At 46.4% G+C, this 12,798-nt stretch carries 16 protein-coding genes and 1 riboswitch; of the genes, 1 reads left to right on the forward strand and 15 read right to left on the reverse strand.

Annotation, left to right across the window (positions count from 1 at the left end; genetic code table 11):
* Nucleotides 1–2: 2 nt before the first annotated feature.
* The 12 genes from HWI92_RS12155 to HWI92_RS12210 all read right to left on the reverse strand — a co-directional run bounded on the left by HWI92_RS12155 (nt 3) and on the right by HWI92_RS12210 (nt 8,284).
* The gene (locus HWI92_RS12155) at nt 3–464 is read right to left on the reverse strand and encodes a DsrE family protein (RefSeq protein ID WP_204655331.1); all 462 of its coding nucleotides are present in this window, start codon (nt 462–464) and stop codon (nt 3–5) included.
* A gap of 37 nt (nt 465–501) precedes the next feature.
* On the reverse strand, nt 502–1,545 hold the full coding sequence (locus HWI92_RS12160) for a c-type cytochrome (RefSeq protein WP_204655333.1): 1,044 nt from the start codon (nt 1,543–1,545) through the stop codon (nt 502–504).
* Nucleotides 1,546–1,563: 18 nt separating this feature from the next.
* The gene (locus HWI92_RS12165; RefSeq protein ID WP_138366747.1) at nt 1,564–1,803 is read right to left on the reverse strand and encodes a DUF2892 domain-containing protein; all 240 of its coding nucleotides are present in this window, start codon (nt 1,801–1,803) and stop codon (nt 1,564–1,566) included.
* 141 nt (nt 1,804–1,944) lie between these two features.
* The gene (locus HWI92_RS12170) at nt 1,945–2,838 is read right to left on the reverse strand and encodes a LysR family transcriptional regulator (RefSeq protein ID WP_204655335.1); all 894 of its coding nucleotides are present in this window, start codon (nt 2,836–2,838) and stop codon (nt 1,945–1,947) included.
* A 52-nt stretch (nt 2,839–2,890) separates the two neighbouring features.
* The gene (locus tag HWI92_RS12175; RefSeq protein ID WP_204655337.1) at nt 2,891–3,502 is read right to left on the reverse strand and encodes a class I SAM-dependent methyltransferase; all 612 of its coding nucleotides are present in this window, start codon (nt 3,500–3,502) and stop codon (nt 2,891–2,893) included.
* Nucleotides 3,502–3,891, reverse strand: a complete 390-nt coding sequence (locus HWI92_RS12180; protein ID WP_204655339.1) for a YidH family protein — start codon at nt 3,889–3,891, stop codon at nt 3,502–3,504. The genes HWI92_RS12175 and HWI92_RS12180 overlap by 1 nt, the downstream gene beginning before the upstream one ends.
* A 5-nt stretch (nt 3,892–3,896) precedes the next feature.
* Entirely contained in the window at nt 3,897–5,264 is a 1,368-nt protein-coding gene (locus tag HWI92_RS12185; protein ID WP_204655341.1) for an MBL fold metallo-hydrolase, read from the reverse strand.
* 48 nt (nt 5,265–5,312) lie between these two features.
* Nucleotides 5,313–5,726, reverse strand: a complete 414-nt coding sequence (locus HWI92_RS12190) for a DUF6691 family protein (protein WP_138366738.1) — start codon at nt 5,724–5,726, stop codon at nt 5,313–5,315.
* Entirely contained in the window at nt 5,723–6,364 is a 642-nt protein-coding gene (locus tag HWI92_RS12195; protein WP_310589469.1) for a YeeE/YedE family protein, read from the reverse strand. Before HWI92_RS12195 ends, HWI92_RS12190 begins: the two co-directional genes overlap by 4 nt.
* The gene (locus tag HWI92_RS12200; protein WP_204655344.1) at nt 6,309–6,758 is read right to left on the reverse strand and encodes a methyltransferase family protein; all 450 of its coding nucleotides are present in this window, start codon (nt 6,756–6,758) and stop codon (nt 6,309–6,311) included. The genes HWI92_RS12195 and HWI92_RS12200 overlap by 56 nt, the downstream gene beginning before the upstream one ends.
* Before the next feature lie 13 nt (nt 6,759–6,771).
* Nucleotides 6,772–7,560, reverse strand: coding sequence for a sulfite exporter TauE/SafE family protein (locus HWI92_RS12205; protein WP_204655346.1), 789 nt, complete (start codon nt 7,558–7,560; stop codon nt 6,772–6,774).
* A gap of 79 nt (nt 7,561–7,639) precedes the next feature.
* On the reverse strand, nt 7,640–8,284 hold the full coding sequence (locus tag HWI92_RS12210; RefSeq protein WP_204655348.1) for a Crp/Fnr family transcriptional regulator: 645 nt from the start codon (nt 8,282–8,284) through the stop codon (nt 7,640–7,642).
* Nucleotides 8,285–8,418: 134 nt separating this feature from the next.
* Nucleotides 8,419–8,484: riboswitch (Fluoride riboswitch) on the forward strand.
* 70 nt (nt 8,485–8,554) lie between these two features.
* On the opposite strand from HWI92_RS12210, the gene HWI92_RS12215 reads away from it, so the two are divergent.
* Nucleotides 8,555–9,832, forward strand: coding sequence for a voltage-gated chloride channel family protein (locus tag HWI92_RS12215; protein ID WP_229247887.1), 1,278 nt, complete (start codon nt 8,555–8,557; stop codon nt 9,830–9,832).
* Nucleotides 9,833–9,876: 44 nt separating this feature from the next.
* Here HWI92_RS12215 and HWI92_RS12220 read toward each other — a convergent pair whose 3' ends face one another.
* The 3 genes from HWI92_RS12220 to HWI92_RS12230 all read right to left on the reverse strand — a co-directional run bounded on the left by HWI92_RS12220 (nt 9,877) and on the right by HWI92_RS12230 (nt 12,704).
* Complete coding sequence (locus HWI92_RS12220) at nt 9,877–10,278, reverse strand: hypothetical protein (protein ID WP_229247898.1); 402 nt, start codon at nt 10,276–10,278, stop codon at nt 9,877–9,879.
* A gap of 126 nt (nt 10,279–10,404) precedes the next feature.
* Nucleotides 10,405–11,646, reverse strand: a complete 1,242-nt coding sequence (locus HWI92_RS12225; protein WP_138366732.1) for a sulfite oxidase — start codon at nt 11,644–11,646, stop codon at nt 10,405–10,407.
* A gap of 80 nt (nt 11,647–11,726) precedes the next feature.
* Entirely contained in the window at nt 11,727–12,704 is a 978-nt protein-coding gene (locus tag HWI92_RS12230; protein ID WP_204655358.1) for a YeiH family protein, read from the reverse strand.
* Nucleotides 12,705–12,798 lie beyond the last annotated feature (94 nt).

Raw genomic sequence — 12,798 nt, forward strand, 5'->3', positions numbered from 1 at the left:
TGTTATGGATGGACGATGGCCCATCCTTGTTGTTGCCGAATAATAATTTCCCCGTTTCCACTGGGTACATAGGAGATGAAATCAAAAAGTTCGTCCTTGCTGATTTTCCTCTCACGCATTGTGTTCTCGCATTCAGCCAGTATGACCCCGCGTTCTTGCAATACTTTCAGCTGTGTTTCGTAGGGCTGATCTTTCCTGAACACGGTTACCCCGCCGCCATGCGCGACAAGCTCTACTTCCAGTTTTCCTTTTAACCGCGGATCATCCAGGGCATTCATGATATTCTTCATCGTCGCCTTAATCACCTTTTCGTCATCGCTGTTAAGCTGGTATACCACTTTGTAGGATTTTTTATCGGCGGTCGCCCCGTGAAAATCGGCTGGGTTGACGGGCTTGTTCTGGGCGATTGCTGCTGCTGTAACAAACATTGACGCAGCGAATAGCATTGTTTTGAGCATTTTCATTTGGTTTGGTTTTTAAAAGGTTATGATACGATTTACATTATTTACTTTCTTTTTTTGCTTTTGAAATTGGCTCGAAAGGCCCGAGTTTGTGCTGTTTCTGCGAAAAACCATCAGCATAAGGTGCGAACGGAAAATCGATGGGTTTTTTACTGATATCTACCCAGTCGCTGCTCTGGTCTTTGTGAGGGCGAGGCTGAGAATTGACGAACGCAGCAAGGTCCCAGGCTTCTTTATCGGTCAACAGCTTGTTTTCATAACTCGCGCCGAAGGGCATGTTGTTCACAACATAACCTGCAAAGGAAGAAACCCTGTAGAGCCCCGCTCCGTCGTTGTAGCTATTTTTGCCCCAAAGCGGGGGATAGACGTAAGCGTTTTTCTCGGGGTTTAATATTCCTTCCCCGTTGACGCCATGACAACTTTCGCATTTTGCTTGATAAATCAGACTACCGTTTTTTGGATCTGCCGCTCTGTCCAGATAAGCAAGTTTTTCCAAACCCGTTCCTTTGGGCGTTTCCCCCTTGGGTGTATCTTTTTCAAGCCATTTCATATAAGCCATCATTGCGGTCATTTCCCTGCTGGCACTGTCGGGTTTTGTTCCATTCAGACTCCTTTCAAAACAATCCGAAATCCGTTTGATCACCGTTTCTTTGGTGCCTGAACGCGCCCTGAACTTTGGATAGGTGCTATATACAGCAGCGTAGTTGTTACCCATAATTTTTGTCCCTGCATCCAGGTGGCAATTCTGGCAATTCATGCCGTTGCTGATCTGCATTACTTTGCCTTTTGGCCCCAGGTACTCCGCTGTGTGTACAATCAGCTCACGCCCGTACCGGATTAAATCACCTTGTTCATTCTTGGGGATATCTGATGTGTCTGGTGCCTGCCACATTTTTGCTCTGGGTTGCGATACTTTGGTGGTTGCATCCATAGCGGCAATTTTTTCAGGTGGCTTTACTAATTCTTGAAAATACCCTGGTGCACAAATTAATGCTATCAGAAAGAGCAGCAGGCATGAGACAATGGTAATCAAGATTTTAAGCAGGTTACTGAGTAAGGCCAGTGTTTTCTGTATCTTTTCCATTGGGTCTGGCTGGTGTTGTCAGTGAAATTGTAATGCTTGTTTGGCCACGGGAATTTCGATGTGACGGTAGCGCTGCCATAAATACTTAATGGGACAAAAGCTTGTCATTGCTGTCACCAGCAGATAGTAGGCCGCCACGAGGAGATAAATGATCAGTCCTGGAAAATACAGCAGGAAAGGCAGCCACATCATCACGCACAACCTCAAAATTGTTTCAAAGAGTGTGACATTTAACGGAAGTTCATGGGTCGTTTTCATCTTGAAAATGGTTAAGTTTTTGGCCTATTGCCATTACAAAGATGAGGGGTAAGCTGCCGTCAAAGAAATCGTAAAAAGTGATCTGTGATAACCTCAGGTAATATAAAATCAACACGAGATGAGTAAAAATCCTATTTTGAATTACTTTTTGTGATGAACAGCGAAGTTCATGAATAACTCAGCGAGGCCATCCGGTTGGCCATGGAGCGTGGCAAAGTGAAAAGCCCTTTCTATTGAAAAGCCTTCGATGTCGATCACACGGCACTGGTTGTGGGATAGCTCATCCAAAATGGAATGGATGGAAAGGAAGGCGGCACAGGGCGCATTCTGTATGTATCTTTTGATACTCTCACTCCCTGCCAGCTGCATTTGTTTGTTCAGGTCCGATAATGAGACCCCCTTCTCTTTCAATGCGTAGGCAATCACCTCCAAGGTACCCGAGCCCGGCTCTCTGAGGATGATAGGGATGCGGGCCAGCTCAGCAAGTGTGATTGTCCCATTTTTGGCAATGGTGCTCCGGGCACTGGTGACCAGGACAATTTCATCATTCAGAAATGGTGCATAATGTATCTTAGGATCACGTGATCTTCCTTCGATGATGCCTATATCGATTTGCTTCTCGGTTAAGGCCAGCTGGATCTGGTCGGTATTCTTGATTACCAATGAGACCTCGATTTCCGGAAAGCGGTTATGAAAAGCCGCCAGCAACGATGGCAAAACATATTGGGCAACGGTGGTGCTGGCCCCAATCCTTAGCATGCCACTATTTTCATTATTCAGCGCATTGATTTCAAATTCAAGTGCGCGGTAAATCTCAAAGATCTGCTCCGTTCGCGCAAGCAACAGCTCGCCCGCGCGTGTCAGCTTGATTTTTGTACCGTTCCGGTCAAAAACCTTGGTTTTTAGCTGCGCTTCAAGTTCGCGAATATGTTTTGTGATTGCTGGCTGGGTAATGAAAAGCTCATCTGCCGCTTTTGTGAAGTTGAGCCGCTTGGCAACAGTATGAAAAACCCGAAGGCGAAAATCAAAATTCATAGTAATAGGCGGGGTGGGATCAAGACTTTCTAACCTTATAGTCTATGAGCTGTCACTTAAAAAAATGTGTAAAAACAAAGCTCTGTACTGAACCAAACGGCGTAACATGATCGGAAATGACGCTTTGCTTAATCTGAAAATCATCATTAAAAAATAATTCCAATGATTCGAGATTATATCTTCTCACCGGCAATCCGCTGCACATTGTGGGGCCATTTTCAGAGAAGGTGCCGATGATCAAATCCTTATCCACAAACTCGCTGACGATATCCTTATACTTTTTAATATCCTGGGTTTCTGTCAAAAAATGAAAAGTTGCCCGGTCGTGCCATAACATGTAGGGCCGGGCGGGAGCAAAATCGAGGATGTTGCACACGATCCATTTTATCTTTTCTGCCCGTTCCCTAAGTCGTTTTCTCGCCCTGTCAATGGCCGCACTGGAAATATCCAGAACGGTCAAATCCGAATAGCCTTCGCTGAGCAGATTTTCGATCAGTGCGGCATCGCCGCCTCCGATATCGATGATCGCATCTGTCTTTGTGATGCCGGTGGACTTTATCAGCGAAAGCGAGGGCTCAGGCAGGCTTTGCGACCAGCTCAACTGGTCTGGCCCTTTGGATAAGTAAGTGTTGTCCCAATGGCGTTGAAGTGTGTTGTCCATCATCAGGTTGTCTTAATCAGATAAATAATGAGTAGTACGCTGGCCAAAAAGATCACTGCCGTCATCGATTTTATTAAAAGGGAGGACTGATAGTATTGCCCCTGTTCCAACTGCTTTTTTGTATTCATATAACGGACATAGGAAAATAGCGTTGTCAGCGCCCCCAAGCTAACCAGCAACACGCCGATAACAGGCGAATAACCCGTGGAATGTACTTGTGATTTGCTTCCTAACGCAGCCGCAATTTGCCGAACGAACAACGAGAACTTGACAACAACGAAACCAAACCCCATGATACCGATGCTGGTCCGGACCCATGCCAGAAAGGTCCTTTCGTTGGCAAGGTGATCCCCCGCATTCTTCTTGTGATCATTGAAAGGCCTGTTTTCCATATAATTCAGGATACTATTGATTGTTTGCTAAACTCCTTCACAAAATCACCAATATCAAAAACCTGTACCTGACCATTAAGTAATGCAGCAATCAATGAGCTTCCGACTGCACTTCTATACCCTGAGGCGCAATGAACCGCGATTGGTTTGTCAAGTGGAACTAACCCTATTTTTTCACGTATGTCGGCAAGGGGAATAGAAATGCTGCTTTCAAAAATTTTATCTTCAGCAGCTTCCGAAAGGTTTCTTACGTCGATAATGGAATACTTATTTTGATTCTGACGGAAGTGTACTTTATCCAGAAGTGGTGTTTGCAGCGGCGCAGGCCCCGCCACAAATGCTGATTTGATGGCTGGTTCGTATCCGATGGATGCCGTGCGCTCAATTAGCCTTTCTAAAACCTGCCAGGAGTCTCCGGTTAGGTAGAATGTTTCTTCTGGCTTGATGATACTTCCCAGCCAGGTCTCAAACTTCTTTCCATCCATCATGTTGACCGAATTGGGCAAATGTCCCTCTTTAAAAATTCGTTCATCACGGGTATCGATGATCAGAATGTTATCTTCCAAGCGATTTTGAGGCTCCGTCGTTAGGTTAATTCTCTTTACACCTTCGAGACCGGGTTTGAAATGCGCAGCACCTTTTTTATTAAGTGCAACATCGAACGGAAAATAGACGGGGATAAAAGGCTGGTCTGACGTAAGTCTTTGGATAAAGTCCTCTTTGGTCATTTCTTGTAATGACCAGTTTGTAAGTTTCTCCTGCCCGATCGTGCTGCTGTTTGCATCGCTAAGCGCTTTTCCACAAAGTGTCCCTGCACCATGGGCCGGATAAAGCACAACAGCGTCGTCCAGGGTGAGAATCTTTTCGCGCAGAGAATCGTACATCTTCGTTGCGAGTTTCCCCCGCTGACTGCTGGCATCACTATCCGATTCCCTCAGATCCGGACGGCCACAATCCCCAATAAACAGCGTATCCCCGCTGAAAATGGCCTTGGCGATGCCATTGTGCTCCAAAACAATTGAAATACTATCCTCGGAGTGCCCGGGGGTGTTCAAAGGTTTCAGCACAATCTTTCCAAACGAAAGCGAACTGCCATCATCGAAAGGGATATGGTCATAGCTTGCCCCGGTGTGGGCACTTGCGTAAATTGGAGAACTTGTTGTCTGACTGATTTCCAAGTGACTGCTGACGAAATCAGCATGTGAATGGGTTTCTATTACTGCAATGATCACTGCGCCATTCTGTGCAGCAAAATCGTAATATGGCTGCGGGTTCCGGGCTGGATCAATTAATACGACTTTGCTCTCACATTCGCTCAAAATAGCATAGCTGTAATGCGAAAGATATTGATCTTCAAATTGATGGATTTTCATGATTCTCTTTTTTATTTCAAAAATGTAAAATCTAATGTTGAGGAAGGATTAGTGAGGTAACCATCGCCTGACCAGGCCATACAAGAATGTTCCGGCCAATGCCCCCGATATCACGATCAGCATCGACCAATAACCAAACCCCAGGTTTACGAACATAGGTCCCGGACAAGCCCCGGTCAACGCCCATCCCAAACCAAAAATGATACCCCCGAGCAAATACCGTAGCCAACGGCCGGTTTTGTCGTGAAATGTGATTGGATTGCCGCTGTAATCTTTAATGTGATAACGTTTGATCATAAAGACGGCGACAATGCCGACCAATAGCGCTGTACCGATTATGCCGAACATATGAAATGACTGAAAGCGGAACATTTCCTGAATCCTGTACCAGGAGACGGCCTCGGATTTAGCCATCACTATGCCAAAAAGTACTCCGGTAACTATAAATTTTAAAGCTTTCATAACTTGAAAAGAACAGGAAAAATAAGGTGGGTCATGGCAAGCCCGCCAATGAAAAAACCCACCACTGCGATCAGGGACGGAATTTGAAGGTTTGATAGCCCGCTGATTGCGTGACCTGATGTACATCCACCTGCATATCTGGATCCAAATCCAACCAGCACGCCGCCAGCCAAAAGAAGCAGAATTGTTTTTGGAGACGATAGAATTTGACGGCCGAATAGCTGATCAGGGTTCAGGCCCCCATCGAAGCTTATGCCAAGTTTATGCAAATCGGTAATAGTTGTCTCAGACAATTGAAGCGGAGCTGGGCTATTAAGCCATACCGAGACGATATAGCCGCCAAGGATTGAACCTACCAGGAACAGAAGGTTCCAGATTTCACCCTTCCAGTCAAAGTCAAAAAAGTCTGACTTACTGCCGGCCCCGGCCATCGAGCAAATTGTCCGCAGGTTGGAAGAAAACCCGAAAGACTTTCCAAAATAGAGTAGCAAAACCATGATGGCGGAAATGGCAAAGCCCGAAGCATACCAGGGCCAAGGTTGGCGGATTAGATCAAGCATAAAAATCAATTGTGTGACATTATTATAAAAAAGGGAAAAATCGGTAGGTATGACTTCGATATTGCCGGTAATCATCATAGAATGCCACCAACATCTTTTCTTCGTAGCGTGACTTAAAGTAAAACAGCAGCAACAATGCAAGGCTGATTATGACCCTAAGAGAATCTGTAGCCTGTAAACCATAACCGGAAGTGAGAAGAAAAATGCCGGAATAAATCGGGTGCCGGATATATTTATATATTCCTGTTGTAACAAGCTTCCCACGTTTCACTGGCGATGGAAACGGTGTAAGGCTTCTCCTTATCTGAAACATTGACGTGACAATCATGATCATTCCGGTGAGGGCAACCGCTAATCCCACTAGTTTTACACCCGACCAAATTTTGAAAATCCTGACGGCGGGTAAAAACACATATAGGCCAAATAAGGCAAGCTGAATACCAACGAAGATGAGATCTTTCTTTTTTCTCATATATAATTCGCCATCAAATGAATTCGTGGATGATAATGTAAGCGCCCATCACCAGGACAAACCAACCAAAGCCCCTCTTTAAACGGTCCACATTAAGGTAATTTCCAATCAATCCACCGAGAAAAAGACCGGCAATAGCAATACTGGTAACGGTCAGAAGAAATCCCCAATAAATTTGAAAATGCCCCAAATCACCCGCAAAACCAATCAGAGAGTTTAGAGCAATGATCAAAAGAGATGTTCCAACTGCCTCCTTCATGGGCATCCCGAGTAGCAAAACCAGTGTTGGGATTAGTAAAAAACCTCCACCGGCACCGAGAAGCCCGGTTGTTAGTCCTATGCCTGTGCCGAATGCAAAGAGCTTGAAAAAACTATGACCTTGACGCTGGGCCTTTTTGGCTGACTGAGTGTTGTCTTTTATCATGCCCACTGATGCAGCTATCATCAACACCCCGAACAAGGCCATAGTTAGAATTGGCTCCGTGACCTGAAAGTCTCCTAGTTCAAAGAGTTGGTTTGGGATTTGAGGAATGAGAAATTTTCTGACCAAAAACACGGTCGTAACCGAGGTTGCCCCGAATAGTAAGGCGGTGCGGACATTCAATAACCCGTTTTTATAGTTCCGAATTGCTCCGATCAGACTGGTAGAGCCGACAATGAATAGGGAATAGGAAGTAGAAAGCAATGGCGGTACACCAAATAAGTAAACCAGCACGGGCACCGTTAAGATGGAACCTCCTCCCCCTACTAAACCGAGCGAAATACCAATCAACACAGACGCCAAATAAGCCATAATTTCCATTTGCAGATATCAATCACACAAATCAAGCAATACGATTGTTGCCAGAAAGTGACTTTTATCACAGAAGGAAAAACCATGTTTATCCCACCCAGGCGATAGAGTTACGGAACAGTCTGATTTTTCCGTTCTGCTCCATCTTCTTCAACAAGCGTGAAACGACCTCTCGGGAGGTGTTCAGGTCGTTGGCAATTTCAAGGTGGGTGATGGACAATTCATCGACGCCTCTGCTTTTAAATTGATTTCGTAGATAGAATTCCAGGCGCTCGTCCATCGCCTTAAAAATCACGCTATCCAGGACGGTCAGCAGCTCTTCAAAGCGGGACCGATAATTTTCCAGGACGAAATAATACCAGCTGCGATAGGTAGTCATCAGCTCATCCATCATCCGTATCGGGATCATAATGATCGTTGTATCATCGACGGCCTTGGCCATGATTTCGCTCGATTCTTGTTTGGTGGCGCAAATCATTGACAACGCGCAAGCATTGCCTTCTTCGAGGTAGTAGATGAAAACTTCCTGCCCATCATCACCCTCCCGGTACAGCTTTACCCGCCCAGAGGCTATCAAGACACTATGTTTTATGTATTGTCCCGTCCTCATGATCACTTCCCCGGCAGGGATATTCTTTAAGACACCTGCCTCGGCGATCCGGTCTCGAAGCCCGGGTTCAAAGCTTTTAAATGATGCGTCCAGGTAGTTGATGATTGACTGGGTTGGTTCCATATTCTATAAATGTCGTTGGATTAATCAACTAAACATTCTCACGCTAAGTTCTTGTGCAAACACCAGGCGCTTGGGGATTAAATAGAATCAACGCCGGAAATCCTGCATTTGCAGGATTTAATTATATCTTTGTCCTCATAACAGGAAATGGTGTCTTCCTGCGGAAACCGCCCGAAACGGCTGATGGCGCCTATTAGGATCAAATTGTATTTGTTCAACTAATAGGTATATATATAAATGTCAGTTTCAAGGTTTCGTCTCTCCAAAAAATTGGTTTTCCTTTTCTGGAAATACCCCATCGCATTCTTTACCGTTAAATGGCTTATCCTTACTGCACTAGTAGGGATTCTTGTCGGGTCGGCCTCTGCGCTTTTCCTGGTCTGTCTGGATTGGGCTACCCACTATCGTGAAACTCACCTCTGGATCGTTGCCCTGCTTCCGCTTGCCGGGCTTATGATCGGCTGTATGTACCACTATTTTGGAAAAGAACTTGAAGCGGGAAATAATCTGCTACTTGAAAATATCAACAGGCCATTTAAAATCATCTCGCTAAAAATGGCCCCATTCGTTTTAATCGGGACCATAGCTACCCACCTCTTTGGCGGCTCGGCCGGGCGCGAAGGTACGGCATTACAGATCGGGGGCTCGATCTCAGATCAATTTACGAGGATCTTAGGCCTGCGCCCACGCGACAGAAGACTTATCCTGATTGCTGGAATTGCTGCCGGTTTCGGATCTGTTTTTGGGACACCTCTTGCAGGCGGGGTATTTGGACTGGAAGTATTTTTAATCGGCAGTATCCGGTACGATGCATTGCTTCCGGCATTCGCCGCCGCGACCTTCGCCGATATGATCACCCGGGCATGGCAGGTGGGGCATACCCACTACCACATCCCAGAAATACCGGATTTGTCAATCCCCAATATTGGGTATGCAATTATTGCAGGAATAGCCTTCGGCGCCGCATCCAAGTCTTTCAGTAGCCTCACACATGCGATTGGAGGATTTTTTAAACGATACATCAGTTTTCCTCCATTTCGACCGCTGATTGGTGGCGCGCTGGTTTCGGCGGCAGTGTTTGCATTGGGTAGCACCAGGTATATCGGCCTTGGCATACCGGTGATACTGGAATCCTTCCAAATGCAAATACCACCTTATGACTTTTTGCTAAAAATAATCTTCACCGCTGTAACCCTGGGTGCTGCTTTCAAGGGGGGTGAAGTTACACCCCTGTTTTTTATTGGTGCCACGTTGGGTAATGCACTTTCCTATTTTATCCCGTTGCCGGTTGGCTTGCTGGCGGGCATGGGTTTCGTCGCTGTTTTTGCCGGTGCTGCCAATACTCCGCTCGCCTGTGTGCTGATGGGGATGGAGCTATTTGGGAGCGAATGTGGCGTTTACATAGCTCTTGCCTGTATCGTCGCCTATTTCTTCTCTGGCCACTCCGGCATTTACGGTTCTCAGCAGATTGGCCAAGCCAAGCATCTTGTGTATGCACGCAGCACAGGCCAAAAACTTTCTGCAACCAGAATCAGAAGTCGTAACTGAAAATACAGCTAACGCGGTTAGCGCCATTAGGCAGATAATATACTTTACAACTTGTACCAGGTTTGTGCCGGAAGGGGTAGCCGACGGCCATCGAACCCAGTTTTGTTGGGGCCATAGTGCTCTACCAGATAATCCAAAATCGGCTTTTCGGTCTCTCCCAGATCCCAGAGCTTCTGGGTGCGCTGCATCCACCGGATTCGTTCGATCCATTTGTCACGGTCAAACTGGCTTTGCAAAATCAGTTTGCTCGAATGGCAAATGGTGCATTGCGCCTTGACCAGGAACATGTTTTCGCCGAGCGCCAGCCCACTTTCTCCATCGACCAAAACTCCTTGCGCGTTTCGGATTGTGTCTGAGCTAGCTGCGCTCGAATTTTGTTCAGGTGTCGCTCTTACGTAGACTTTAGCATGTGCCTTTTCAGCGCGCGTCTCTGTTGTCGTTGACATTGACGACGTCTTGCTGCCTGGGTTGGGCTGGACTTGAACCCAGGCACAAAGCAACCACGTCAATACTCCGGCTGACAATAGCAAGTATCGGCCATTTTTTAATATACTCTGCATGTCGGAAATTGTTTAAACCACTTTCACCGCAATCCGGTGGCATGAATTATTGATATATCCTTCTGGATTCCAGGAAGGCATTACCATAGGCTGCGAACGCCCTTGGTCATCCGTTGCACGGGCCCAAACTTCATAATATCCCTGCATAGGGAAATCGAGATTGGCCGACCAATGCTGCCAGGCAAGCCGGTTCTTTGCGTCTTTCAAAGTAGCATTCATCCATGTCTCGCCAAAATCGATCGACACCTCTACCCGTTTTACCGTTCTGTCACCCGCCCATGCGTGGCCGCGAACACCCAGTTTTTGTGCCTGGGGCATTTCCAATCCGGTTTTAGGGTACGTGATTACCGATTTGACTGGCATCGACTCGATAATTTTGAACTCACTTTCATCGGGGTCAACGCCCGGTGCCACCGGATGGATGGGAACCCGATAACTTTTTCCGGTCATTTTCGCCCCGTCGTGCACTTTATTTCTCACCGCGATTGTGTGAAGCCATTTTCCTGATACCGATGCAGGCCAGCCACCTATCACCAGGCGTAGCGGGTAGCCATGTACCAATGGAATGTCTTTGCCGTTCATGGACCAGGCAATCAATGTTTCATCTTCTAATGCTTTTTTGATTGGTACTCCCCTTGAAATCACAGCCTGATTGGGATCACCGTTCAAATGCAGGTCCTGTCCGTAGTATCCAATATAGACCGCCGTATCGGTGATCCCCACGTCTGCAAGGACGTCTTTTAAACGCACGCCTGTCCATTCCGCACAGCTGATGCCGCCCTCAGTCCACTGGTTGCCGGACGTTTTGGGAAAATAGCCCGCCCTGCCATTCCCTCCGCATTCAAGCACAAGCTGGTATGTATAAGGTTTGAATTTACTTTTCAGATCAGCCAGCGTATAAGACTTAACTGCTTTAACGGACTCACCCTTGATAGTCAGCTTCCAGTTCTTAATATCAATACTGGCAGGGATCTGTCCATTATTGCGGATGAACATTTTGTCAGCAGGTGTAATCTCATCATCGAGTAAGTAGGCCGGGGTTTCTACATTCCAGGGCTTATCATTTAAGATGACAAGGTTTTTATTTTTGTCGGCCATCGGGTCGATGTTAAATGCGACTGGGAGATAGTGCCTTGGCAACCGGTCTGCAAAAACGATATTGGTTCCAAGCAGGCCTGTCAAAGTGGCCAGCGATGATGTCCGAAGAAACCCTCTGCGATCAAAGAGCCTGGTTTGTGTTTCTTTAATTTCCATAAAAAGCAAAGATTTTAAATCTTATAAAATACCTAGGTAACTGGCAATACTCGAAAATTAAGAGGTAGATGATCATTGTATTAGTCTCCGGCAAAATGCATCACGGCGTACAGGGCTGCAAGCGAGATACCCGTCCATAGTAAAATTCCTTGAAGCATCGGCTTGACTCCGATCGAGCGTAAAACCTGCCTGGACAAACCCGCGCCAATCAAAAATAACGTCAGAGACAGACCCATGTGTGCTATTCTGATAAAGAATTGGCTGATCAAAGCTATCTGAGGGACATATGTATTCAGTACCATTGCCAGGATAAAAAAGCCGATGAAATAAGGGATAGATACCTTACCGGATTTATTTTTAAACAACAGGGACGCCACAAACGCTACCGGTAATATCCATAAGGCGCGGGCAAGTTTCACTGTTGTTGCTATTTCCAGTGCCTGCGGCCCGTATTTGCTGGCAGCCCCGACCACGGAGCTGGTATCATGGATGGCCAGCGCACACCAGAGGCCAAACTGGCTTTGTGTCAGGTTTAATTCAGCACCGATCCACGGGAAAATGAACAATGCAGCAGAATTGAGTATAAAAATGCATCCCAGTGCAGCAGACATCTGTTTTTGCTCAGGGCGGATTACCGGTGATATGGCAGCAATAGCACTGCCCCCACAAATAGCAGTACCGCTGGAAATCAAGAATGAGGTTTTCCGGTCGATACCCATCCATTTACCTAAAATTAACCCTAATAGCAAGGTCATAGAAATTGATATGACAGTAAAGCCCAGCCCTTGACTTCCGGCCTTGACCGCGCTATGCAGATTCATGCCGAATCCCAATCCAACCACCGAAAGTTGAAGTAGCCAATGTGTTGCCTTGTGGTTTAGATGAAGATATGGATGCCCACTAAGTTGCGCGACAGTCAAACCGAGCAAAAGTGCCACCGGCGGGCTGACCCAGGGCGTCAGGCAAAGAACAGCGCAGATAGCAAATACCAATTTGCTGCCGATGCCATTGCGAAGGAAAATAAATGTTTGCCCGTTGTTTATTATTTGCTTTTGCATATCACTGTGTGTTTTTGATATGCAAAGTTGCAATCCTAACACCGTTGATTTTCATCAAAATAAGTGATGGTTAATCACCTCAGGTTATCATCGG

This window comes from Dyadobacter sandarakinus (assembly GCF_016894445.1).
In the GTDB taxonomy this organism is placed as follows: domain Bacteria; phylum Bacteroidota; class Bacteroidia; order Cytophagales; family Spirosomataceae; genus Dyadobacter; species Dyadobacter sandarakinus.

Bases quoted from the DNA above. Each gene is read 5' to 3' on its own strand.
- HWI92_RS12195 (WP_310589469.1), bottom strand. From the start codon at position 6,364: ATGATGATTACCGGCAATATCGAAGTCATACCTACCGATTTTTCCCTT.
- HWI92_RS12190 (WP_138366738.1), bottom strand. From the start codon at position 5,726: ATGAAAGCTTTAAAATTTATAGTTACCGGAGTACTTTTTGGCATAGTG.
- HWI92_RS12205 (WP_204655346.1), bottom strand. From the start codon at position 7,560: ATGGAAATTATGGCTTATTTGGCGTCTGTGTTGATTGGTATTTCGCTC.
- HWI92_RS12200 (WP_204655344.1), bottom strand. From the start codon at position 6,758: ATGAGAAAAAAGAAAGATCTCATCTTCGTTGGTATTCAGCTTGCCTTA.
- HWI92_RS12210 (WP_204655348.1), bottom strand. From the start codon at position 8,284: ATGGAACCAACCCAGTCAATCATCAACTACCTGGACGCATCATTTAAA.
- HWI92_RS12225 (WP_138366732.1), bottom strand. From the start codon at position 11,646: ATGGAAATTAAAGAAACACAAACCAGGCTCTTTGATCGCAGAGGGTTT.
- HWI92_RS12155 (WP_204655331.1), bottom strand. From the start codon at position 464: ATGAAAATGCTCAAAACAATGCTATTCGCTGCGTCAATGTTTGTTACA.
- HWI92_RS12185 (WP_204655341.1), bottom strand. From the start codon at position 5,264: ATGAAAATCCATCAATTTGAAGATCAATATCTTTCGCATTACAGCTAT.
- HWI92_RS12220 (WP_229247898.1), bottom strand. From the start codon at position 10,278: ATGTCAACGACAACAGAGACGCGCGCTGAAAAGGCACATGCTAAAGTC.
- HWI92_RS12160 (WP_204655333.1), bottom strand. From the start codon at position 1,545: ATGGAAAAGATACAGAAAACACTGGCCTTACTCAGTAACCTGCTTAAA.
- HWI92_RS12175 (WP_204655337.1), bottom strand. From the start codon at position 3,502: ATGATGGACAACACACTTCAACGCCATTGGGACAACACTTACTTATCC.
- HWI92_RS12180 (WP_204655339.1), bottom strand. From the start codon at position 3,891: ATGGAAAACAGGCCTTTCAATGATCACAAGAAGAATGCGGGGGATCAC.
- HWI92_RS12165 (WP_138366747.1), bottom strand. From the start codon at position 1,803: ATGAAAACGACCCATGAACTTCCGTTAAATGTCACACTCTTTGAAACA.
- HWI92_RS12170 (WP_204655335.1), bottom strand. From the start codon at position 2,838: ATGAATTTTGATTTTCGCCTTCGGGTTTTTCATACTGTTGCCAAGCGG.
- HWI92_RS12230 (WP_204655358.1), bottom strand. From the start codon at position 12,704: ATGCAAAAGCAAATAATAAACAACGGGCAAACATTTATTTTCCTTCGC.